Source organism: bacterium (assembly GCA_035549195.1).
Taxonomy (GTDB): domain Bacteria; phylum Oederibacteriota; class Muellerivitia; order Muellerivitales; family Muellerivitaceae; genus DASZRK01.
In genome coordinates, this window is the sequence record DASZRK010000017.1 from 273,297 (window position 1) to 296,576 (window position 23,280).

19 protein-coding genes and 1 riboswitch are annotated in these 23,280 nt (G+C 59.5%); of the genes, 13 read left to right on the plus strand and 6 right to left on the minus strand.

Annotated features, from left to right (window positions below):
- Positions 1 to 85: 85 nt before the first annotated feature.
- Genes cobT through VHE12_04580 form a run of 4 tightly spaced genes read left to right on the plus strand, consistent with a single transcriptional unit; the run spans position 86 to position 2,866 of the window.
- A complete protein-coding gene (gene cobT, locus VHE12_04565; GenBank protein ID HVZ80058.1) occupies positions 86 to 1,174 on the plus strand; it encodes a nicotinate-nucleotide--dimethylbenzimidazole phosphoribosyltransferase in 1,089 nt (362 codons plus the stop codon).
- 9 nt (positions 1,175 to 1,183) lie between these two features.
- The gene (locus tag VHE12_04570) at positions 1,184 to 1,726 is read left to right on the plus strand and encodes a TIGR00730 family Rossman fold protein (GenBank protein ID HVZ80059.1); all 543 of its coding nucleotides are present in this window, start codon (positions 1,184 to 1,186) and stop codon (positions 1,724 to 1,726) included.
- Between the two features lies 1 nt (position 1,727).
- Positions 1,728 to 2,474, plus strand: coding sequence for an adenosylcobinamide-GDP ribazoletransferase (locus VHE12_04575; GenBank protein HVZ80060.1), 747 nt, complete (start codon positions 1,728 to 1,730; stop codon positions 2,472 to 2,474).
- Entirely contained in the window at positions 2,474 to 2,866 is a 393-nt protein-coding gene (locus VHE12_04580; GenBank protein HVZ80061.1) for a CbiX/SirB N-terminal domain-containing protein, read from the plus strand. Before VHE12_04575 ends, VHE12_04580 begins: the two co-directional genes overlap by 1 nt.
- A gap of 39 nt (positions 2,867 to 2,905) precedes the next feature.
- Here VHE12_04580 and VHE12_04585 read toward each other — a convergent pair whose 3' ends face one another.
- Positions 2,906 to 4,873 (minus strand): TonB-dependent receptor, encoded by a 1,968-nt coding sequence (locus VHE12_04585; GenBank protein ID HVZ80062.1) that lies wholly within the window; start codon positions 4,871 to 4,873, stop codon positions 2,906 to 2,908.
- Positions 4,874 to 4,965: 92 nt separating this feature from the next.
- Positions 4,966 to 5,134: riboswitch (cobalamin riboswitch) on the minus strand.
- Positions 5,135 to 5,176: 42 nt separating this feature from the next.
- Positions 5,177 to 6,058: a helical backbone metal receptor gene (locus VHE12_04590; protein HVZ80063.1), complete on the minus strand. Its 882-nt coding sequence runs from the start codon at positions 6,056 to 6,058 to the stop codon at positions 5,177 to 5,179.
- 24 nt (positions 6,059 to 6,082) lie between these two features.
- Here VHE12_04590 and VHE12_04595 point away from each other — a divergent pair, with 24 nt between their 5' ends.
- Complete coding sequence (locus tag VHE12_04595) at positions 6,083 to 6,274, plus strand: cysteine-rich CWC family protein (GenBank protein HVZ80064.1); 192 nt, start codon at positions 6,083 to 6,085, stop codon at positions 6,272 to 6,274.
- Entirely contained in the window at positions 6,274 to 7,194 is a 921-nt protein-coding gene (locus tag VHE12_04600; protein ID HVZ80065.1) for a cobalamin-binding protein, read from the plus strand. The genes VHE12_04595 and VHE12_04600 overlap by 1 nt, the downstream gene beginning before the upstream one ends.
- On the opposite strand, the gene VHE12_04605 is transcribed toward VHE12_04600, so the two are convergent.
- Complete coding sequence (locus tag VHE12_04605; GenBank protein ID HVZ80066.1) at positions 7,191 to 8,204, minus strand: iron ABC transporter permease; 1,014 nt, start codon at positions 8,202 to 8,204, stop codon at positions 7,191 to 7,193. The two genes, VHE12_04600 and VHE12_04605, sit on opposite strands and share 4 nt — an antisense overlap.
- Complete coding sequence (locus tag VHE12_04610) at positions 8,201 to 8,998, minus strand: ABC transporter ATP-binding protein (GenBank protein ID HVZ80067.1); 798 nt, start codon at positions 8,996 to 8,998, stop codon at positions 8,201 to 8,203. The genes VHE12_04605 and VHE12_04610 overlap by 4 nt, the downstream gene beginning before the upstream one ends.
- A gap of 657 nt (positions 8,999 to 9,655) precedes the next feature.
- Between VHE12_04610 and dnaA the strand changes: the two genes are divergently transcribed.
- Both dnaA and dnaN read left to right on the plus strand, forming a co-directional pair.
- A complete protein-coding gene (gene dnaA / locus VHE12_04615; GenBank protein HVZ80068.1) occupies positions 9,656 to 11,044 on the plus strand; it encodes a chromosomal replication initiator protein DnaA in 1,389 nt (462 codons plus the stop codon).
- Between the two features lie 388 nt (positions 11,045 to 11,432).
- The gene (gene dnaN, locus VHE12_04620) at positions 11,433 to 12,551 is read left to right on the plus strand and encodes a DNA polymerase III subunit beta (GenBank protein HVZ80069.1); all 1,119 of its coding nucleotides are present in this window, start codon (positions 11,433 to 11,435) and stop codon (positions 12,549 to 12,551) included.
- A 77-nt stretch (positions 12,552 to 12,628) separates the two neighbouring features.
- On the opposite strand, the gene VHE12_04625 is transcribed toward dnaN, so the two are convergent.
- Together VHE12_04625 and VHE12_04630 are read right to left on the minus strand one after the other, a co-directional pair.
- Positions 12,629 to 12,817 carry a hypothetical protein gene (locus VHE12_04625; GenBank protein HVZ80070.1) on the minus strand — a complete coding sequence of 63 codons (189 nt, stop codon included), beginning with the start codon at positions 12,815 to 12,817 and terminating at the stop codon, positions 12,629 to 12,631.
- A gap of 253 nt (positions 12,818 to 13,070) precedes the next feature.
- Complete coding sequence (locus tag VHE12_04630; protein HVZ80071.1) at positions 13,071 to 15,449, minus strand: hypothetical protein; 2,379 nt, start codon at positions 15,447 to 15,449, stop codon at positions 13,071 to 13,073.
- Between the two features lie 113 nt (positions 15,450 to 15,562).
- Between VHE12_04630 and VHE12_04635 the strand changes: the two genes are divergently transcribed.
- The 5 genes from VHE12_04635 (at position 15,563) to VHE12_04655 (ending at position 23,249) form a co-directional block, all read left to right on the plus strand.
- Positions 15,563 to 18,562 carry a DEAD/DEAH box helicase gene (locus VHE12_04635; protein ID HVZ80072.1) on the plus strand — a complete coding sequence of 1,000 codons (3,000 nt, stop codon included), beginning with the start codon at positions 15,563 to 15,565 and terminating at the stop codon, positions 18,560 to 18,562.
- Positions 18,563 to 18,620: 58 nt separating this feature from the next.
- Complete coding sequence (locus VHE12_04640; protein ID HVZ80073.1) at positions 18,621 to 19,394, plus strand: DUF1186 domain-containing protein; 774 nt, start codon at positions 18,621 to 18,623, stop codon at positions 19,392 to 19,394.
- Between the two features lie 3 nt (positions 19,395 to 19,397).
- A complete protein-coding gene (locus tag VHE12_04645; protein ID HVZ80074.1) occupies positions 19,398 to 19,808 on the plus strand; it encodes a thioesterase family protein in 411 nt (136 codons plus the stop codon).
- A 132-nt stretch (positions 19,809 to 19,940) separates the two neighbouring features.
- Positions 19,941 to 21,143 carry an HD domain-containing phosphohydrolase gene (locus VHE12_04650; protein HVZ80075.1) on the plus strand — a complete coding sequence of 401 codons (1,203 nt, stop codon included), beginning with the start codon at positions 19,941 to 19,943 and terminating at the stop codon, positions 21,141 to 21,143.
- Positions 21,144 to 21,527: 384 nt separating this feature from the next.
- Positions 21,528 to 23,249, plus strand: a complete 1,722-nt coding sequence (locus tag VHE12_04655) for a glycosyltransferase family 39 protein (protein ID HVZ80076.1) — start codon at positions 21,528 to 21,530, stop codon at positions 23,247 to 23,249.
- Positions 23,250 to 23,280 lie beyond the last annotated feature (31 nt).

Genomic DNA, 23,280 nt, shown 5'->3' on the forward strand with positions numbered 1-23,280 from the left:
ATTTAGACCCATAAATATTTTCAATTCCATGGTTCGCCGTCCTTAGAATGGTCCTTTCGATCACCCCACCCAGGACGGACGAGCCATGAACCTTCAAAAGATCCTTTCCTCCATCCCATCCCTCGATGCCCGGGCCATGAAAAAGGCCGAGCATCGGCAAAGCCAGCTGACCAAGCCCGCCGGAAGCTTGGGCCGCCTGGAGGCTATCGCCATCCAGGTGGCGGGCATCACCCGTCAAGCGGTCCCCACCCTGGGGAAGAAAAGGGTCATCCTTTGCGCGGCCGACCACGGTGTGACGCAAGAAGGCGTTTCCGCTTTTCCATCGGCCGTGACGCCCATGATGGTCCTGAACTTCCTTGCCGGCGGCGCGGCCATCAACGCCCTCGCCCGGCAGGCGGGTGCGGAGGTCCAAGTGGTGGACCTGGGCGTTGCCTCGGACCTGCCCAAGCATCCCAAACTCCTTTCCAAGAGGATCGCCCCGGGGACCCGGAACTTCCGGCAAGGTCCTGCCATGACCCCGGCGGAGTGTGAAAAGGCCCTGGCCGTCGGCCTTCAGTTGGCCGCCCAGGCCAAAAAGGACAAGGTCACCTTCGTCGTGCTCGGTGAAATGGGCATCGGCAACACCACGTCGGCCGCCGCCTTGATGGCGGGGCTCCTTCCTTGCGCCGTGGAGGACGTGACGGGCTTCGGCACCGGCATCGACCGCACCCAGTGGCTCAACAAATGCCGGGTGATCCACGAATCGATCAAGCGCCACCGGCCCATGCCCGACCATCCCCTGGAAGCCCTTCAAAGGGTCGGCGGGCTCGAGATCGCCGCCCTCACCGGAGTGGTCCTGGGTTGCGCCAAGGCCCGCATCCCCGTGGTGGTGGACGGCTTCATCACTTCCTCGGCTTTCCTCGTCGCCTACCGTGCGAACCCCAAGGTCAAGGACTTCGCCTTCTTCTCCCACCGTTCGGAGGAACCGGGTCATTCCAAGTTCTACGAAATGCTGGGGGTGGAACCCCTCCTGGAGATGAAGATGCGGCTGGGCGAGGGGACCGGCGGGGCCTTGGCCCTGAACCTCCTGGAGAGCGCCTTGCGGGCCCACGCCGAGATGGCGACCTTCCAAAGCGCCAAGGTGCCCGGGAAGAATAAGGCCCAACGAACGGCCGTGGAAAAGAAACGAAGCTGAAGGTTTCCGATGAAAAGCATCTGCGTCTATTGCGGCTCCAACCCGGGGTCGAACCCCCTTTATTCCCACCACGCCCAAAAACTGGGCCAGGTCCTGGCCCTCCTGAAGATCACCCTGGTCTATGGCGGCTCCCACCTGGGGCTCATGGGACTGTTGGCCGACTCGGCCCTTGAGAACGGCGGGCGGGTCATCGGGGTCATCCCCCGGACCTTGGTCGACCAGGAGAGGGCCCATCCTTCCTTGAGCGAGTTGGAAGTGGTCGCCAATATGCACGAACGAAAGCGGCGCATGTGCGACCTGGCGGAGGGTTTCATCGCGCTTCCCGGCGGCTTCGGCACCCTGGAAGAGGTCCTGGAGCAGGCCACTTGGAGCCAGTTGGGCCTCCAGAAGAAACCCGTGGGCTTCCTCAATTCGGGCGGGTATTACTCGCGCCTCTTCGATTTCCTGGAACACGCCGCCCGGGAGGGGTTCTTGAGCCGGGATTTCCTTTATTCCTGCGTCATCGCCGAGGATCCCCTGGCGTTGGTGGGGAAACTGACGAAAATGGGGTGACATGAACCCCTTACTCCTCGCGCTCTCGACCCTGACCCTTCTTCCCGTCTCCCCCAAGCAATGGCGGCCCTCGGAAGTCCGGCTGTCGGCCGCTTTTTATCCTTTGGTCGGAGCCCTTTTGGGGGCTCTCTTCGCCCTCGCCTCCAAGGTCCAACTCGCCCATGACCTGAGGACCATCCTGGTCCTCTTGGCCTGGGTGCTGGCCACCGGTGCCTTCCATTTGGATGGGCTGAGCGATTGTTTGGACGGATTCTTCGGCGGCAGGGACCCCAAGGACCGCCGGCGCATCATGAAGGACCCCTCCGTCGGCGCCTATGGGGTGACCGGGATCGTCCTCGTGCTGGTCCTGAAAGCGATGCTCCTGTCCCGCCTGCTCTCCGAACCCGGCGATTGGAAGTACCTGATCCTCATCCCCTGGGCCGCCCGTTGGGGCGTGACCTTGGCCTGTACCTTCTTCCGATCCCCGCCCGGGGACAAGGGCCTGGGTTCCCAAGTGCTCGGCTTGGAGGGCTATGGCCTCGCGATCCCGACCTTCGTGAGCCTGGCCGGCGGTTGGTGGCTTTTGCGGGCGCCGTCCTTGGGATATTTCCTGGCCGCCGGTCTGGTGGCCATGGCGGTCGGTCTGCTGTCCCGTGCCCGCATCCAAGGGCTCACAGGCGACGGCATGGGTGCCATCATCGAGACCTCGGAGGTCGCCCTCCTTTTCCTGGCCTGCGCCAATTTCTCGAAAGGATGGATGCCTTTCTGATGGGCCCCAGGACCGTTCTCATCGTCAGCCACGGCAGCCGGGAAACCTCCGCCAACCGGGAATTTGTCCGGTTGGTGGCGAAGTACCGTGAACGCCATCCCCGTTGGAAGGTCGGCCACGCCTATCTGGATGTGGTGGGCCCCACGATCCACCAGGGACTGGCCCATCTGGCCCACGATATGGAGAAAGGGACCATCGAAGTCCTTCCTTATTTTCTTTTCCGGGCCAAGCATGTGAAGAAGGACATCCCGGCCATCCTCGCGGCTTTCCAAAAAGAGCGGCCCGGGATCAAGGTCCATTTGGCAAAGCCCCTTGGGGACGATCCTCGTTTATTGCATATCCTCGATCAACGCCTCCCGCCGACCCGCAAAAACAAAAGCCGGAAGGGCTGACCCTTCCGGCTTATCCCCCTCTTGGAAGCCACCACCCTGTTATAAGGAAACCTTGGTCCCCAGATAGATCGAAAGACCCGGGGTCCCATAGCCCAGGATCTCCTCGTACCTGTCGTCGAAGAGATTGTTCACCCGGCCGAAGAACTTGAGATGTTCGTCCACCGCATAGGAAGCGGCCAGGTTCACGAGCGCGTAGGACGACATCACGACGGTTTTGGCCGGATAAAAGGAGAAGTCCAGGTCCGGGCGTTCGCCCACATAGGCCACATTGATCCCGGTCTCCAGGGCGCTCCACCGATAATCGGCACTCACGTCCGCACGGCTCTGGGGACGGCGGATGAGCTGGGTCCCGGTGTCCAGGTCCACGGCCCAGGTATAGGTGTAATCGGCCCGCAGGTGCAGGTCCTTCAACGGCTCGGACGAAAGGAAGGTCTCCCATCCGAGGGTCTGGGCCTTGCTCACGTTGAAATATTCCCCATAGGGCGGAGTGGCGGTGGATTCGAAGTCGATCAAGTCCGAGAAGTCCGTATGGAAATAGGTCACTCCCACTTTGAGGGAGTCATGGGCGATCGGCTGTTCCACGCCCAGGTCCCATCCCTCGCTGGTCTCGGCCAGGAGCCCCGTGTTGCCGTAGGGGGAATAAAGCTGGTAGATGGAGGGTGCCTTGAACCCGGTGCCGTAGGTGGCCTTCCATTTGGTCCCCAGGCCCGGGACGAAATAACAGGCCGCGGCGCGGTAGGTGAGCTTTTGGCCGAAAGAACTGACCGCGTCCAATCGCCCGCCCAAGGTGGCGAAGAAACGCCCATCGATCGAGGTTTGGCTCTCGGCGAAATAACTTCCGGTGGTCGTGACCTGGTCGATGAAGGTGTTGGAAAGGCCGTAGCCATAATCGGTGGTGTCGTCCTCCCGGCCCCATTCCTGTTGGCCCTGGATCCCCGCCACCAGGGTCTCGCCTTTCACGACCTCCACATTGTTCTGCCAATGGGCCTCCACCATCTGCCCCTCGAAGACGCCCCGTTCATAATGGGAATTGGGATAAGCGACCGGATCGACGATGTCATCGGTGAATTTCTGCAGGTCATCCGTATAGGAAGCCCCCAGCTCCTGTTCCCAAGCTCCTTGGAACAGCTTGAGATGGACCTGGTCACCCAGCGTCCATTGCCGCTCCTCCACGAAATAATTGGGATCGTCGCCGAAAGGACCGCTGGTGGCCGCCACATTGGTGCGGGACTGGCTGTAACGGGCGGTAAATCCGTCCCTGAGGTCCTGGACGCCGTTCAATCCCAGCCTCAAGGAGGCCGTGGTGTTGGCGTCCTGGCTGTTCACGCTGTTCCCGTCGGACCGGTCGGCGGAAGGAAAACCCTGGGTATCGAAGCGGGAGACCGAGAGGGCGGCGGTGCCCAGGTCATTGCCCGCCGAGGCGCTGGCCGCCTCCCGGAAGCTGTGGTAAGCCCCTCCCTCGAAAAGGAAGGAACCCTTGGGCGCGCCTTCCCCCATTTCGCTGATGATGTTGACCACCCCCGCGGTGGCGTTGGACCCGTAAACGGTGCTCAAAGGGCCCCGAACCACCTCGATGCGGCGGATGTCGTCGCAAAAGAACTGGTCCAAAGCATCGAACTGGCGCCCGATGGACATGGGATTGTTCAGGGGGATGCCATCCAGGAGCACCAGGGTATGGCCCGCGTCGGCGCCCCGGGTGAAAAGGCCCACGTTCTCGCCCGGCGCCCCATTCTGGAGCAGCGTCAAGCCCGGGACCCCTTCCAAGGCCTTGAGGGCCGTGTCCGCCTGGCGTTGCTCGATGTCCTTGGCGGTGATGACGGTCATGGAGTTGGCGACCTGGGACACGGGCGTATCCAGCCGGTTGGCGGTGACCACCACTTCCGGCAGCACGGCCGCGGAGGGAAGGGTATCGCCCATGGGTTCGATGGCGGGATCGGCCCAAAGGCCGGAAGAAACTGCGGTCAGAAGAACGGAAGACAGCACGGCACGGCGAAGAACTGGATGCATGGCCCACTCCCCGAGGCGGACGGCGGGATCGGGAGGGCAAAAGGGAGGAAAAACGGGGAAAGACCGGTTTTCCGCTTCTTATTCCCGAAGAAGCCGTCGAAATTTCCCAGGGCCGGTCTCCTGACTTGGGGCATCCCACCCTCCCGGCCTTCCCATCCGCGACGCGGATAGTGACTTGGGAGGAAAACTTCACCCCTTACAGTGGCGGGTCCGTGCCGGATTCACACCGGCTTCCCGAACACCCTGTGATGTGCGCTTGTTCTACGCTTGGCGGAAAGACTTGTCAAACAAAAATCCGTCCCGTCATTTTTGGCGGGCCTTCTCGAAAATATCGCAAAGATATTCGGCCAGGTTCGCCATGGTGGGCCCCGGGATCAGGTAATCCTCGTTGGTGAAACAATAGACCCGGTGTTCACGCACGGCCTTCAGGACAGGAAGGGTGTCCCACACCCGGGTCTCGTCCTCGACCCCGCCGGACTTCAGATGCGCCTCGGCCAGGGCGTTGACGATGACCTCCGGGTCCCGTTTGATCATTTGTTCCTTGGAGACAAGGGGATAAACGACGGGAGCATCGGACAGGATGTTCCGGCCTCCCGCCCATCCGATCAGTTCGTCCACGAAATTCCTGGGGCCCACCCCGTAGATCTGCTGCAGGCTCCCCGGGTTCCGGTCCACCACGAAAAGGACCGAGATGGGTTCGCGCCCCGCCGCCCGCCGCTTCACCGCCTCCAACCTCTTTTGAAGGCGGTCCTTCGCGCGCTCGGCGTCCTTCTCCCGGCCCAGCGTCCTTCCCAAAAGGTCATAGGCGGCCAGCACATCCTCGATGGTCTGGCAGTCCAGCACCAGCACCGGCACCTTCAGGACCTTCAGGTTATCCACCGCCTTGCCGTGGAACTTCAGGGCCAGCACCAGGTCCGGCTTGAGGGAGACGATCTTCTCATAGTTGGGATCGATCCATCCCCCGACCTTCTCCTTTTGACGGGCGGCGGGCGGGAACTTGCAGAAGTCGGTGACACCGACCAGGAGGTCCTGGGCGCCGATGTCATAAACGATCTGGGTCAGGTTGGGCGCCATGGAGATGATGCGTCGGGGAAGAGGGGCCGGTTCCTTGGCCCAGCCAAGGGCCGCGACGCCCAGAGAGAGCCAGGCCGCGAGGGCCATCCGGAGCGTGAATGGGATTTTCATGGGGCCCAGTGTACAATCCGGCCTATGGCATTGCAAAACCAGCCCGAGACCAAGACCTGCGGCCGTTGCGGCGGAAAATTCCCCTGTCACGCCAAGACCGGCGGATGCTGGTGCGAAAAGCTTCCGGCCCTTCCCAAAAGCATCCCCGATTGCGACTGTCTTTGTCCCGCCTGCCTGGAGAAGGAATTGAAGGCCCAGGGGACCGAAAGGCCCTGATGGGACCCTTGCGCATCGCCTCGTTTCTTCCGGCCGCCACCGAGATGGTCTTTGCCCTGGGGTTGGGTGACCGGTTGGTCGGTGTCTCCCATGAATGCGACTATCCGCCCCAAGCCAAGGAAAAACCGGTCGTGGTGCGATGCGCCATGGACCTGGCTTCCTTGGACCTAAAACAGATCGACGAGACCGTCCGGAAAAGGGTCGGACAGGGCGGGAGCGTTTACGCCGTGGATGAGGTCGCCATACGGCAGCTTTCCCCCACCCTCATCATCACCCAGGACCTTTGCCAAGTCTGCGCCCCCTCGGGCAACGAAGCCACCCAGGTCCTCCGGGCCCTTTCCCCCGAGCCGGAGTTCCTCTGGCAGACGCCTCATTCCTTCCAGGATGTCCTGAACGACACCCAGGCCTTGGGGGAAAGGACCGGGACCGCCGATAGGGCCCAGGCTTTGGTGCGGGAGATGCGGCAAAGGGTCCAAGCGGTCCAACGCGCCACCTCGGACCTGCCGCCCGTGAAGGTCTTCTTCATGGAATGGTTGGACCCTGTTTTTTGTGGCGGCCATTGGGTGCCCGAGATGATCGAATGGGCGGGGGGCCGTGACGAGATCGCGAAGGCTGGAATGGATTCGGTCCGGATCACCTGGGAAAAGGTCCTGGAATGGGACCCGGAAGTGCTGGTCGTCTCGCCTTGCGGTTTCAATGCCCGTCAGGCCTTGGAGCAAGCGCGTCTTTTGACGGATAGAAAAGGATGGCAAGAATTGAAAGCCGTCCAGGACAAACGGGTCTTCGCCGTGGACGCCAACAGCTATTTCGCCAAACCGGGTCCGCGGCTCGCGGACGGAGTGGAGCTCCTGGGCCATCTTTTCCATCCCTTCTCCGTGCCCTGGACGGGTCCGGCGGAGGCTTTCTTCCCCCTTCTTTAGATCCCTTTCATGGGCTTGCGGTTGAACAAAAGCCATAGAAGGACCGGCACGCCCAAGAGGGCGGTCAGGACCCCCACGGGCACCTCGGTGGGGCCGAAGAAGGACCGGGCCACCGTGTCGCAGACCATCAAAAAAGCCGCCCCTCCCAAGGTCGCACAGGGCATCAAGTAGCGGTGGTCATTGCCGATCCAAAGCCGGTAGATATGGGGAACGATGAGCCCCACGAAAGCGATGGGGCCGGTCAGGGCCACCACCGCGCTGGTCATCAAGGACGCCATTCCCAAGCTGGCCCCGATCAAAAGGTCCGTCCGGACCCCCTTCACCCTGGCCCACTCCTCGCCGGCGGAAAGCAGGTTGAGGCCCCGGGCCTGGGCCAAAAGCGTCAGGAAACCCAGGAAAAGCCAGCTGGCCAGGCGGCCCACGGTGGCCATTTCCACCATGTCCAGGCTCCCGATCATCCAATGAATCATGGCATAGGCCTGGGTGAAGTCCGCGATGTAGTAACCCAAGAGCACCAGGGCGTTGAAGAAATAGTTCACCGCCACTCCCGCCAACAAAAAAGTCACCGTCGAATAGGACCGCAGGCCCGAAGCCATCGAATGGACCAGGAAAAGGGAAAGGATCGCCCCCAGGAACGAGAAAAAGGTGATGAAGGAGAAACCGTGGACCGTCGTGGTCCATCCCAGGAGGATCGCCAACACCGCGCCGAAGGAACTGCCGCCGGCGACCCCCAGCGTGAAGGGGCAGGCCAAGGGATTACGGAGCACCGCCTGGAACACAACACCCGCGCAAGCCATGGCCGCTCCCGCCAGGGCCGCCAAGAGTTCCCGGGGAAGACGCACGCTGAAAAAGACCTGGGCATCCTGGTTGTCCGGGGCCGGAGGCCAGGTCAGGAAGACCTTTCCATAGGCCAGGGTGGTCGGCCCGATGAAAGGACAGACCGCCAGCACGATCAGGAAAAGAAGGATCGTGAAAAGGAGGACCCGGCCGGGATGGTGGGAATGGATCATGAGCGGGCTTCCTTATATTTGGGGACAAAGACCGGAATGGCCTTGCCATGGCGAAGACGGTCCACCTCCACCCCCAAGGTCCTTTTGATCAAGGAAGCCGTCAGTACTTTTCGCGGTCCGCCATCGGCCAGGATCTTTCCTTCCTTCATCAGGACCAACCGGTCCAGGAAACGGCCGGCCATGTTGAGCTCGTGGGTCGCCACGACGACCGTCAACCCTTCCTCGCGGTGGAGCTTCCGGATGATCTCGAAAAGCAGGACCTGATGGGAGAGGTCCAAGGAAAGCGTCGGTTCATCCAGGAGGAGGAGCTGCGGCGTCTGGGCCAGGGCGGAAGCCAGGAGGACCCGTTGCCGCTCGCCCCCGGATAGCTCCTGGAACCAACGATCCTTGAACTTTGCGGCGTCGCAGAGCGCCAGGGCCCTTTCGCAGATCTCGTGGTCCTTCGTTCCCATCGGACCGAAGGATCCCAAATAAGGATGACGGCCCATCTCCACGATCTGGAACACCTTCAAGGGGAACGGGAAGTGGTGGGATTGGGGGACATAGGCGATGCGCTGGGCCTTTTCCCGCGCCCTCAGGTCCCGCAGGGACCTTCCCTCCCAAAGGACCTCGCCCCGGTCGGGATGAAGGAGACCCGCCATCAAACGGACGAGAGTGGATTTTCCGGCACCGTTCGAGCCCAAGAGCCCGACCAATTCCCGCTCGGCGACCGTGAGGGAAAGGGGACCTAGTCCGAACGCCCCGGCGGCGGGATAGCGAAAGGAAATTTTGTTGAGTTCGATGCGACGCGTCATGTTCCCTCGAAGGGTCCGTAAATTCCCGGCCAGTTCAGGTCGGTGAAGAACGAAAGTCAAGTTCTTCCTCCGTCCGGAGCCGGAGGACATTGAAAGGGTTCAAGAAAAAAATTTTGTCTTTCGACGTTTCTGTTGATGGATTTTTTGGGCCCGCGAACCACAATTCCCTTGACTAAAAATAAAAAAGATTTAAAAGAGGTGAAGCAGTCGCGATCCTCACAAACTTACGACCCCAACCCAAAAATTTTTTCGCAGATCCCGCTGTCCTGGGAGCGCGAAAAAATTTTTTTCGTCTCGGGCGGAACGCGATTGTGATTTTGTGGATTCCTGTGGATAGCTTGTGCGCCGGTCCTTGGACCGGGGTAAAAAGACCGATGCTTCAAGGTGAAATCCCAAGCCTCCTTCCAGGGGCAAGGGAGGGGGCCTTGTCTTCATTTATCGATGGGTCTTTTTTTCCTCGATTTAACGGACGATCCGGGCCCGTTTTGGGGCAAATTTATCCACAAGATTATGCACCGATGTGAATAATGTTCCTCCTCCCCGGTTCGTGGGAGTCCCAGACCCCTGGGGATAAGCAGGGGATAAAATTTCAGGTTCTCTGGAAAACCCACCAATATAAGGGTTTTCAGGGCTTTTGAGCCCCTAGGAGGTTTGTGGATGACTACTTCAGCCGACCTTTGGGACCGTTGTCTCGAGAACCTTAAAAAAGACCTGAATCGCCAAAGTTTCGAGACTTGGTTCAAACCCACCAAAGGCACCGTTTCTGAAGAGAAGACCCTTAAGGTCATCGTTCCCAATGAGTTCTTCCGGGATTGGATCCGCGACCATTACCAGCCCCAGATCCGCAAGGCCCTGGAAACCCTCCACCCGGTCCAGTTGGAGATCCAATTCGAGATCGAACCGACCTCCCCTTCCAAGACCCTTGCCGAACCTGTCGCCCCTTCGGCCCAATTGGAGATCATCGAAAAACCCAGGCTTTCCATGCCTACCGGTTCCCGTCCGGCGGGGGATTCGGAGTTCGTCCTCAACAATAAGTTCAATTTCGAAAGTTTCGTGGTGGGCAACAGCAATCGCTTCGCCCACGCCGCCTGTCTAGCCGTAGCGGAGTCTCCCGCCCGTTCCTACAATCCCTTGTTCATCTATGGAGGAGTAGGGCTCGGCAAGACCCATCTTTTACAGGCCATCGGCAATTTCGTCGTGGAACAGAACCCCCAGATCCGGGTCCTCTATATTTCCTCCGAAAAATTCATGAACGACTTCATCCAGGCCATTCAATCGGGCCGTCAACAGGACTTCCGCAACAAATACCGCACAGTGGACGTGCTCCTGATCGACGACATCCAGTTCTGGGAAGGCAAGGAAGCCACCCAGGAAGAGTTCTTCCACACCTTCAACGTGCTCTATGAGGCCCAAAAGCAGATCGTGGCCACCTCCGACAGCCATCCCAAGGAGATCAAGCTGGAGGAGCGGCTCAAGAACCGTTTCGAAATGGGCCTGATCACCGACATCCAGGAACCCGACCTGGAGACCCGCATCGCCATCCTCCGCAAGAAAGCGGAGACCGAGGGCATCCTGGTCCCCAACGAGGTGACCGCCTTCATCGCCAATCACGCCAAGGCCAATATCCGGGAACTGGAAGGTTCCCTCCTTCGGGTCATCGCCTTCGGGTCCTTGACCCGCCAGGAGATCTCCATTGACCTGGCCCGGGAGGTCCTGAAGGATTCCCTTCCCAAGGACGAACGCCCCATCTCGGTGGATTCCATCCAACGGGTCGTCGCCGACCGTTACCACTGCAAATACAGCGATATGAAGTCCAAGAAGCGTACCAAACAGATCGCTTTCCCGCGGCAGATCGCCATGTTCCTTTCCCGGGAACTGACCCACCACTCCCTGAGCGAGATCGGCGCGGCTTTCGGCGGTAAGGACCACACCACGATCATCCACGCCTATGAAAAGATCGAGGACCTGCTGACGACCGACATTACCCTGCTGGCCGAGGTCAACAGCCTCAAGAAACAACTTCTCGAAGGCAATTACTCCCTCTAGATCCCCGCCGTTTTTTCCTTCTTCACGTCTTTCCCGCGATCCAAGTCCTTCCCTTGTCCACATTCCATCCGGAAATTCCCTTTCTCTCGCGGAAGGACCCGATAGAGGGAAGGGTCATGACACGGGTTTTCCACCGAGTTATCCAAAAAGGTCCGGGATAGGTTGGGAACACCGGGGACAAACCCGCATTGTGGTTGCGGGCATGTGGATTTGGCCTATAATACCCACAATTTATTCCCAGGATTTTTACCCGTTTCTTCCCATATTTTTCGGTCAAAACGGGTCTTCGCCCACATTTCCACCAAGCCAACTACTACTACTCTTTTAAGATCATTGAATCTTTTAAAAAGAAGAAGCCTCTTAACCGGGGTCCAAAGGAGCTTCAAAAATGAAAGTTGTCCTGAATCGGGCGGATCTTTTGAAAGGCATTTCGACCGTTCAAAGCGCGGTCGCGGCCAAGAACACCATGCCCATCCTGGCGAACGTTCTTTTGGAAGCGAAGGATAAGAAACTGGAATTCGTAGCGACGGACCTGGATATGGGGATCCGTTGTAGTGTCCAAGCTGAGGTGGTCGAAAAAGGAAGTATTACGATCAATGCGAAAAAGCTATCGGATATCGTGAGGGAATTGCCGGAAGCTTCGGTCGACCTGGAGATCGATGACAACCACAAGATGATACTGGTCTGCCAAAAATCCAATTTCAAGATTCATGGATTGCCCAAGGATGATTTTCCGATCCTTCCGGATGTTAAAAAGGACAGGATCTTCAAGTTGAAAGGGGCCCTGCTCCAGGAAATGATCCGAAAGACCATCTTTGCCGTTTCGACCGACGAGACCCGTTATGTCCTCAATGGGGTTTTCTTCCAGGTGGAAGGGGGAAAGATACGGATGGTGGCCACCGATGGCCATCGTTTGGCCTTCATCCAGAAGAAACTCGAAGGTAAGACCGATGAAAAATGCAATGTCATCATCCCGACCAAGACCCTGAACGAATTAACGAAGGTCATTTCGGACCTCGGCAAGGATAAAGAGGACGACTTGATGGTCGAGATCGTGGCCACCGACAACCAGGTCAAATTCATCGTGGAAGGGGTCGAGATCGTTTCCCGCCTGATCGAAGGCCAATTCCCCAATTATGAGCAGGTCATCCCCAAGGAAACGGACAAGAAGATCGAGGCTTCCACGGGTGAGCTCTCCGCCGCGACGCGCCGTGTGAAGGTCCTGACCTCCGAAAAGTCCAATTCGGTCCGCTACCACTTGAAGGGGTCCAAGTTGACCATTTCCTCCAAGACGCCGGATATGGGCGAGGCCAAGGAAGAAATGGACGTGAACTTCAAGGGGGACGAGATCAGCATCGCCTATAACGCCCAATATGTCCTGGATGTCCTGAAAAACGTGGGGACCGACACCATTCAACTCGAGCTGACACAGCCCTTGAGCCCGGGGATCATCCGGCCCAAGGGGGATACGGATTATCTTTGTGTCATCATGCCCATGAGGGTCTGAACGCAAAAACTTGAACGGAAAAAAGAAAAGCCCTGGTATCCCCGGGGCTTTTTTATTTCAGGGCATTCGACCGAAGGTCAGCTTTCATATCCGGTCGGGACCCGATCGTGATCCAAGCTTTTTGCGGTGATCAGGGCCAAGTGGAAAATGCAGTCCGGGCAATAGTAGAGATGACGTTCGATCATCCCTTTTTCCGGATGCTTGATCTTTTTCTCCCGGAAATCCGCTAATTTGGCGCGGACCTCTTTGCATCTCATCTCTTCCATGACCCACCTCGTGAACGGAACCAACGAACAAAAGCCGTTCTATCCTCGGAAAGAACGGTCGACCCACCCCATAAAAGGGCATTACCTGTGCCATTTGCTCGAAGAACGTGCAACCCGGATATTCCGGGCGGACTTCCGCCTAAAAACCTTCCGAAAATCACTTCCATGGGCTTTTTTCGGCCTGTTGGGTCGCAAAGAGGGGAAAGGGGAAATTCAAAACTGCCAAAAGCGTAAAAGTTCAGACAGAAGGGGATCAGTGGATCACGAGCAACTTGAGGGTCTTGGTGCCTTCCAAAACGCCTTGGGCATTGCGTCCCTCCACATGGACCAGATAAAGACCGCTGGCCACCGCGGAACAATCCCAGGCCGTGTCCTGGGTCCCCGCTAGACCCTGTCTTTGGGCCACGAGTTCTCCCGCTAGGTCGTAAACACGTAGGGTCAGCGTCCAATCGGGATGGCTGGATGAAAAGACCGCATGGTTGTCCCCGCCGACACTTGGAAGGCGGTTGGGTTGCGCCCAGACCCAATCCCCGGTCCGGTCCCCATGAGGGGCGACCAGGATGCCCTGGGTGATGTCGCTGGAACCCCCCGTTCCGTCGGACCAATGGGCTTGGACCTCGTAATGTCCCGCGGATACCCCGACCCCGGCGTCATTGGTCCCATCCCAGATGAGGGTGACGGGAGAAGTGGAACTGGACACGATCAGGGTGACGGCGCTATTCGAACCATCCGTTCCATGGGGATCCACTACCGAAGCGCTCAGGGTGAAGCCGGTCATTTGGGCTCCCGTGGCGTCATCGGTGTAAGCCAGGAGATGCCGCACCGATTCGCCGGCCTCGTTGAATACCTGCACCAAGACCCGGGCCAGGGAGCGGCTGATCCGGGCTTCCCGGGTGACGGTCGTGACCGATCCCATGGGATCCACGTTCTCCAGTTTGATGTGATAGACCCCATTGGTCAGGGGATCGCCCTGGGCGTTCAGGCCCTTCCAAGAGGCCAAGTAGGTGCCTTGGCTGTAAAGGTCGATCCAGCTGCCGTCCCCCGCCAGACGGCGGATGGGTCCGCCCAAAAGGTCCAAACGGTCGATGGGTTCAGGGGCCCGGAAAGAGGTTAGGTCCTCGATCCATTCCCCGGCTTCGTTATAGACGCCGATCTTCACGAGATAAGCACCGGGGGTCGCGGTGGCGGTCCCTGTCGGGGTGGAAGTCCCGGTCCGGGTGGCGGTCGGGGTCGGTGTACCGGTCGGGGTGGAGGTTCCCGTGGATGTGGGTGTCCCTGTCGAAGTAAAGGTCGGGGTCCTGGTCGGGGAATCGGTGGGACTTGCGGTCGGGGTCGTTGTTGTCGTCCAAGTGGGACTGGGTGTTGAGGTGTTGGTTGCCGACGGGGTCGGAGTGGATGTGGGCGTGGGGCTATCGGTGGGGGTCGGGCTCGGGGTCTTCGTTGCCGTGTGGGTCGGCGTGGGTGTGATGGGACACAATCCGGTGAAGACCTGGGCGACCCCTCCCGTATAGTCCACGCCGTAAAGTTCGCCATGGTAAAAGGTCAAAGCCTCCGGATGCCCGACGCTGGAGGTCAGGGCGGGACCGTTCGCCGTATAACCCGGGCTCCCGTTGCCCACGACAGTGGTGATGATGCCCGTCGTCATGTCCACCATCCGGATCCGGTTATTGAGGTCATCGGTCAGGAAAAGGTTCCCGTCGCAGCCGGTGGCGATGCCATCGGGCCCGCTGTTGTCGGCCAGGGTGGCGGGTCCGCCGTCGCCGGAAAAACCGGAATGGCCCGTGCCGGCCACCGTTCGGAGGGCGTGGGTGCCCACCATCATTTCCCGCACGGCGTAATTCCCCGGATCGGCGATGAAAAGGTTCCCTGCCGGGTCGAAGGATAGGCGCTGGGGAAGTTCGAACGTGGCCAGTATGGCCGGGCCCCCATCGCCGGTGAACCCCGAAGCCCCGGTCCCGGCCACGGTCGTGATCGTGTTCGTGCCTTTGACGATCTCCCGAACGACGTTATTGGACGAATCGGCGATGAAAAGGTCCCCGGCGGTGTCGAAGGCCAGACCGTAGGGTCCGTAAAGTTCGGCCGAAAGGGCGGGACCCCCGTCCCCTGAATAACCCGCGATCCCGTTGGTCACGCCGCCGGAGATGGAAACGGTCCCCGCGACGGTGGAGATATCCCCGGTGAGGGAATCGATCATCCGGACCACGTTGTTGTAGTAGTCCCCGATATAAAGGTTGTCGTTCGAATCCACCGCCAGCCCGGCCGGGTAGTTGAGCATGGCCTGGTCGGCGGGACCCCCGTCCCCGGAAAAACCGCAGGCACCCCAGAGCGTACCGCCGATGAGGGTGGTCGACCCGGCATAGGTGGTAATGGTGCCGGTCCCGGCCGCCACCTTCCGGATCACGCAATTGTTCGCGTCCGCGATGTAGAGGTTTCCCTTGGAGTCGAAGACCAGGTCGTCCGGGGTGCTGAACTGGGCCAAGGTCGCCGGCCCGCCGTCCCCGGAGTACCAGTTGAGCAGGGTGGAAGGGCCCGATCCCGCGATGGTGGTGATGGTCTGGGCATGCAGGGGTAAAGTCCCCGCCAGGACGAACGGCAACGATAGGATGCAGGCCCGAGGACCCAAGCGCCGCATGGGTGAAAGTCCTTCCTCTTTTCTGGGTTATAGACGGGAAATACGCCTTTTCTTACGGAGGAAAGGAAGTTCCTTGATTGGAAGAACCCCCGAAAAAACCTTAAAATCCGCCCATGACTTTCCGAGTTCTTCCCAAGAAAAACGATGTCTTTTCCGACCTTCTCCAGCGGTTAAGGTCCCGCGAGGATCTCAAGGACCGCATCCAGCATGTGGAGAGCCTGCCGGCCCTGCCCGCTCGATTCCAGAACTGGCCCCAAGGCCTCTCCAAGGACCTGGTCAAGGTCCTGGAGGCGTCCGGCTACGGGGCTCTTTGGACCCACCAGGCGAAAGCTTTCGAGCTGATCCAAAAAGGTTCCCATGTAGCGATCACCACGCCGACGGCTTCCGGCAAGACGCTCTGTTTCAATCTGCCCGTCCTTCAATCGTTCCTGGAAAGGCCCAAGACCCGGGCCCTTTACCTCTATCCGATGAAGGCCCTGGCCCAGGACCAGCTCAAGACCTTGCAAGAATGGATGGGACGGCTCCAAGCGGGCAAGCTCCCCGTTTTCTCCGCCGAGATCTACGACGGCGATACCCCCACCGGGGTGCGCGCCAAGATCCGCAAGAATCCACCCAATATCCTTTTGACCAACCCGGACATGTTGCACCTGGGTATCCTGGCCTTCCATGACGGCTGGGCGGAGTTCTTCCGCAACCTCGAATACGTGGTGGTGGACGAGGCCCACAGCTACCGGGGCATCTTCGGGTCCCATGTAGCCCACGTGCTCCGGCGCCTACGGCGCATCGCCGCCCATTACGGCGCGAACCCGCGGTTCATCACCTGCTCGGCGACCCTGGGGAATCCGGACGAATTCCTGACCCGCCTGACCGGGTTGCCCTTCGAGATCGTGAGCGAGACCGGGGCCCCCACCAACCCCAAGACCTTCGTGCTCTGGAACCCTGACACGGCCTCGCCCTACACCGAGGCGGTGACGCTGCTGATCGAATGCCTCAAGGCGGGGATGAAGACCATCGTTTTCACCAAGGCCCGCAAGATCACGGAATTGATCAGTCTCTGGATCACCCAGGCCCGGCCCGAATGGGCGGCCCAGATCAAGAGCTACCGGGCCGGCTACCTGCCCGAGGAAAGGCGCGAGATCGAGGCCAAGCTTTTCAAGGACGAGCTCAAGGCGGTCATCTCCACCTCCGCCTTGGAGGTGGGGATCGACGTGGGCGGGTTGGATGCCTGCATCCTGGTGGGTTATCCGGGAACCATGATCTCCACCTGGCAGAGGTCCGGGCGGGTGGGCCGCGGCGAGACCCCGTCCGTGGTCTTCCTCGTCGGCATGGCCGACGCCATGGACCAGTATTGGATGAAGCATCCGAAGAAATTCTTCACCATGAAGCCCGAGTCCCTCATGGTGGGCTTCGAGAACGAATCCATCGCCCGCTCGCATCTGCGCTGCGCGGCTTCCGAGATCCCCCTGACCCCCGAGGACCGCAGTTACTATGGAAAGGTCCTGATGGACCAGCTGCTGCCTGAAATGGTGAAAGAAGGGGAGGTGCTGGAGTCGGCCCAGGGGGGAAAGTGGCTGGTGACGGACAAGAACCCCCAGCGGGGTATCAGTATCCGGGACATGGGGGAAGGCTATCAGATCATCACCCAGGAGGCGGGGGAACTCATCGGTACCATCGATGGGCACCGGGCCTTCCGGGACTGCCATCCGGGCGCGGTCTACCTGCACCAGGGCGTGCAGTATGTGGTGAAGGATTTCCAGTGGGAACAACACAAGATCCTGGTCTCGGACGAACCAGTGGACTACTACACCCAGGTCAATTATGAGGAAGAGACGGAGATCCTGGAGGACATCCAGAAGCGGCCCTTGGGGCCCACGGCCTCCCAATCCACGATCCACTGGGGAAAGGTCCGCATCACCCAACGCTTCATCAATTATGAGGTGCACCGCATCGTTGACCGGTCCCTGGTCTCCACCTATCCCCTGACCCTGCCGCCCCTCACCTTCGAGACCCGGGCCCTCTGGATGGTCCTACCCGATTGGATCCAACGGAACCTGGCCGACCGGGAGAAGAAGGTGCATTTCATGGGCGGCCTCCACGCGGCCGAACACGGCACCATCGCCATGATGCCCCTCCACGTGGTCTGCGACCGATGGGACCTGGGCGGTATTTCCACGCCCGCCCATCCACAGGTGCCCCAGCCCGTCATCTTCATCTATGACGGCTATCCGGGGGGCGTGGGGCTCACCGAGAGGGCTTATGAGACCATGGAGGAACTGCTCACGACCACCTTCGAGATGGTCCGGGACTGCGAATGCGAGGAAGGCTGCCCTTCCTGCGTGCAGAGCCCCAAATGCGGGAGCGGGAACCACCCGCTCGACAAGCGGGGGGCCCTCTTGATTCTGGGGCACCTCCTGGGCCGCTCCGACTTCAAACCCCGGGCCCTGGGGTCCGGGGAGCCATCCTCGTTCGCGCCCGTCCCGGAAAGGCCGCAGGCCCCGCGGGAGCGATCGGCCCCTCCCCCGCCCAAGGCCGCACCGGGACCCCGCATCGACCAGGGCCCTCCCCCCGCCAGGACGGGTCCCGTGGTCTTCGACATCGAGACCCAGTTCCTTTCCAGCGAGATCAGCGGGGGTTGGAACAACCTGCCGGGCATGCGGGTCTCCTGCGCGGTGCTTTACGACGTGGATCAGGGGAAGTTCTATACCTACCTGGAGGACACGGTGCAGGACCTGATTCTGCACCTGAAGGCCGCCGACCGGGTCATCGGGTTCAATTCGATCCACTTCGATTACGGCGTGCTCCAGGGCTACACCCATTCCAACCTGAAGGACCTTCCTTCGCTCGACCTGATGCAGGACCTCCACAAGAAGCTCAAGCACCGTCTTTCCCTGGCCCACCTGGCCGAGCACACGTTGGGCGGAGCGGAAAAGAGCGCCGACGGCCTCCTGGCGGTCAAATGGTGGAGGGAGGGGAAATACGACATGGTCATCGACTATTGCCGGCAGGACGTTCAGCTCACCCATGACCTTTGGAAATTCGGCAAGGAAAAGGGCTACGTCCTCTTCAAACACAAGCAATCGGGTGAGATCGTGAAATGCCCGGTTTCCTGGTAGGGCTTCAAGCCCATGGCGCATCTGTGATACCCTAAGTTCCTCTTTTCAAGGAAACCCCATGACCAACCCGATCATCCTCCAAGCCGTGAAGGACCTTTCGTCCCCCCTGGCCGAGCGCCGTGAGCAAGCCCTGCGGGCCCTGACCGCGAACCCCGCCGAGGCGTCGCCGGAGCTTTTGGCCATCCTGGAAAAGGTGTTGGCCGTGCCCGTGAGCGCGCCGGTGGCCTTGAGCGACTGGTCCTGGTTCCTGGCGGCCTATCTCTTGGCCCAGTTCCGCGACAAAAGGGCCCTACCCATCCTCCTGAAGCAGTTCTCCTTGCCGGCCGAGCACTTGGACCGCCTCTTCGGGGACATCCTGGCGGAGGACCTGCCCAGGCTCCTCGCCACCCTGACCCATGACGATCCAACCCCCTTGAAGGACCTGATCGGGGACGGGACCATGCACGACGCGGTGCGCGCATCGGCCCTTTGGGGTTACACCCTCCAGGCTTCCGTCGGCACGGTGCCGATGGAGGAGGCCCAGGCCTTTTTCCGGGAGCTTTTTGGGAGCCTTCCCCGCCGCCGGTCCTATGTCTGGACCTCGCTCATCGCCGGTTGCGCGGCCCTGCACGTCAAAGATCTTCGCCGGGATGTGCTGCGCGCCTACGAGGAAGGGCTGCTGGACGCGAACGCCTATTCGATGAAGGAAGTCCTCAAGGAATGGGCCCTGACGCCCGAGGAGAGCCGCAAGCGGTTGGCCGAGGAAAGTGGCGGGCTCATCAAGGACGTTTTCGAGGAGATCGAATTCTGGCCTTGGGAAGAGGAAGCGGGCCAACAGGCCCGCGAGGAATAGGCCATGGCGAAAAAAGCACGCACCAGGGTCTCGGTCGACCTTCCCATCATGTCCTTCGAGACCGATTACCAGGGCATCGTCAACAACACGGAGTTCGTCCGTTTCATCGAGAGGGTGCGCTATGCCCTCTCCAAGAAACTGGGCCTTACCTTCAAGCAGGTCCGTTCAGCCAAGCTCTGGACGGTCATGGCCCGGGTGGAGATCAACTACGTCTCCCCGGGGCGTTTCGAGGATGTGATGGTCGGGACCGGTTGGGTGGAAAGGGTCGGGCGGAGCTCCCTGACCTTGGGCTATGAGTTCCGGCTCAAAGGCACCCGGCGGCTCATTGCCGATGCCAAGCAGGTGATGGTCTTCGTGGACACGGTGCACCTCAAACCGACCCCGATCCCGCCAAAGCTCCGCCGCAAGCTCTGACCTTCCCTGGAAAGCCGCCGTTAATTGGGCTTTCCGGCCCTTGTAAAGGCCCATGCTTCAAGGGTATTTTAAACCTCGTCCCCGGACATTCTTCCTTCGCCTTCCGGTCCATCCCATCCAAAGGCTCCCATCATGGCAACCATCAACGCCAAAGGCCTCCAAGAGCAACTCCTGGCCCTCAATAGGATCGGCATCGCCCTCTCCAAAGAGCAGGACCTCAACCAGCTCCTGACCCTCATCCTTTCCGAGAGCCGCCAATTCACGAACGCCGAAGCGGGAAGCCTTTACGTGCGCGAGGGGAACCAGCTGCGCTTCGCCGTGTCCCAGAACGAAGTTCTGGAGGCCCGCAAAAAGGCGGAGATGAAGGCCTTGAAGAAGCCCTTGGAAGTGGTCCCGGCCACCTTCACCGGTTTCTATGTCTCCCTGGACAAGAGCTCCATCTCGGGCTACGTGGGCACCACCGGCAAGGTGCTGAACATCCCCGACTCCTACAAGATCCCCTCTTCCAAGGAATACAAGTTCAACCGTTCCTTCGACGAGAAGAACAACTACCGCACCAAGAGCCAGTTGGTGGTGCCCATGAAGGACACCCAGGGAAACGTGGTAGGGGTCATCCAGCTCCTCAACGCCCGCAAGAAGAAGAACATCGTTCCCTTCGATAAGCACTACGAGAACCTGGTGCTATCCCTCGCCAGCCAGGCCGCCATCGCCATCAAGAACACCCTCCTGACCCAGGAACTGAAGGAAGCCTACCTGGACACCATCTTTCGCCTGTCCGTGGCCGCCGAATACAAGGACGACGACACCGCGGCCCACATCAACCGCATGAGCCGCTACTCGGCCATCCTGGCCGAGGGATTGGGGCTTTCCGTGGCCGAGGTGGAGAACATCCGCTACGCCTCGCCCATGCACGACATCGGGAAGCTGGGCGTGCCTGACTCGATCCTCATGAAACCCGGCAAGCTCACGCCGGAGGAGTTCAAGGAGATGCAGAACCACACCATCTTCGGCGCCAAGATCCTCGAGAACGCCAAGGCCGAGCTTTTGAAGATCTCCGAGGAGATCGCTCTCACCCACCACGAGAAGTGGGATGGATCGGGTTATCCCCGGGGCCTACGGGGCGAGGGCATCCCCTTGAGCGGCCGTATCGTGGCCCTGGCCGACGTGTTCGACGCCCTCACTTCCAAAAGATGCTACAAACCGGCTTTCCCGCTGGAAGAGGCCATGAAGATCATCAAGGAAGGGAACGGCCGCCATTTCGACCCGAACGTGGTGACGGCCTTCACCAATAGCATCGAGAAGATCCTGGCGGTCAAGGCCCAGTTCGGCAATTGATTGAAACCCAACGTGCGATCCGATCCTTCGACCGGCTTCAAAGCCAGGATCCGATATAACGCTTGGCCTTTTTTCCTTTTTTTCCTGGCTTCTAATTCGGTCCTAGCCTATTCATCCCTTTCACTGACCGTGAAACTGGCGGTCTTCGTCTTTGGGCTGATCCTGCCCCTTTTCGTTGCCATCAAGGCTATTCGGGACGAAAACCGGGATGAACGTGCTCCGGGCACAGGATCCTTCCGGGAGTCCCTGGTCCCCGTCCTTCCCATGGGATGTCTTTTGTTCCTTTTGGGCCTACTTTTTTTTACCCGGTTCTATCGTTTGACCTCCTTCCCTTTTTGGCTGGTGGGTGACGAAGGTATCGAAGGATCGTTCGCTCGGCAATTAATGGACAGGTGGGATGGCCGGTTGCTTTGGGGAGAAGGCCAGATCGAACCGTTATTTGTTTGGATCCTGGCCTTATTGTTCAAGATCTTTGGACCTTCGCTGGAGCTGCTCCGGATGATCCCGGCGTTCTGTTCGGTCCTGACGGTGCTCCTGGGTTATGCCGCTCTTCGGCAATTTTTTCCCCGTTCCTTGAGCATTCTTTTTTCAGCCTTCGCCGCGTTCCAATTTTGGTCCTTGATCTATGCCAGGCTTTGTATCACCGAGGACCTGGTGTTCCCGTTAATGGCCCTGGTTTTCCTGTTCCTGGGCCGGGTCCTCCGGTCCGGTCCTGGCGCGAGAGAACGGTGGTTGTTCCTCCTGGGCCTGACCGTGGGGATCGGGGCTTGGAGCTATACCGCTTGGGGGGCTTTGGTCCTGGGGATGTCATGTTTCGTGGCCTGGGAATATGGTTGGAAAAAAAGGATGTTTTTATCCTTGGCCTGTTACTTCACACCGATGATTTTGATCCTTTTGCCCTTGCTGGGTGCGCGGTTGACACCCGCTGGAATGGCTTATATCGGCAGTATTTTTTCTCCGGGTCATTTGGCACAGGGCCTGGCGAAATACCTGATCGGTCTCTTCTGGTATGGATTCGGGACGGTCCCCTATGGACCGGCCTGGGGAGGGATGTTGAACAGCGTCATGGGCTCCCTTGCCTTGACCGGTTCCCTCGAACTTTTTTCGCAGAAACGTTATGGGTGGCTGGGAGGTTTGGTCGGTTCCATCCTTCTGGGTTTACTTCCTGGGATCCTGGCATCAGGAATGGACATGAACCGGATCCAGTTGGCTTTCCCGGCCGTGATGCTCCTGGCTTTTTGGGGGTCGCTGTCCCTTATTCCTGAAAGGATGGGGACCTGGCGTTGGGCCGGATTCGTAGGTTGGGTCCTTTTATCCGGTGCATTGGACCTTTACCACTATACGGGCCCTTACGTGGACACCTCCGTATTACCGGAGGATAAAAAACAGTGGAGGTCGGTCGAATATGCGAACGCCTACCGTTATCTAAAGGAGCGGAGCAGGTCTGAAGGGCCGCTTTATGTGATGAACGACCTCAACCTGGATTACGACAACAAAACATTGGATCTGGCCTGTTATCCCTTCGACGCCGAACAAAACAAGAACCTTTCCGGATCCAGGGTCAAGACCTTGGCCCTCCTGACCAACCTTTATTACAGCCCATTCCTGAAGGCGCGTTTTCCCGGGAGCCAATGGATTTGGCTCAAATCCGGAACCCAATATTTCCAATCGAATTTCTGTTTGGGCTTCATCCCTGTTTCCGGATTCACGGATGGTTCATTGGATGAATGGCAAAAGGCCCTGTCGGTCTTCCATCGGGCCAATATCGAATCGAAAAATAAGACCCTATCGGTCCATTGGGACGATATCGCAATGGAACTTTCCTCCTCCGGACGGTTTTTTTTTCGGGATCCCTTCCTGAGGTCGGTCCTTTGGGAAAGGGTGGCGATGTACGAACTTTCCGATCAGCACTATTCCCGGGCGGTGGAGGCTTACCGGAAATCGATCCAGGAAGGCTATCCGGCACGCCACCTATTCTGGAACATGGGGTTGGCCCTGGAGGAGGAAGGGAAGACCGACGATGCCAAGGCCGCTTTTGAGAAGGCCAAGAAGCCCTCCCCCCATCATCGGTTCATTTCCGAGGACCTTTCCTTCGTCCAACGCTGAGCGAATATCCACCCGAATTTCATTTTGATAC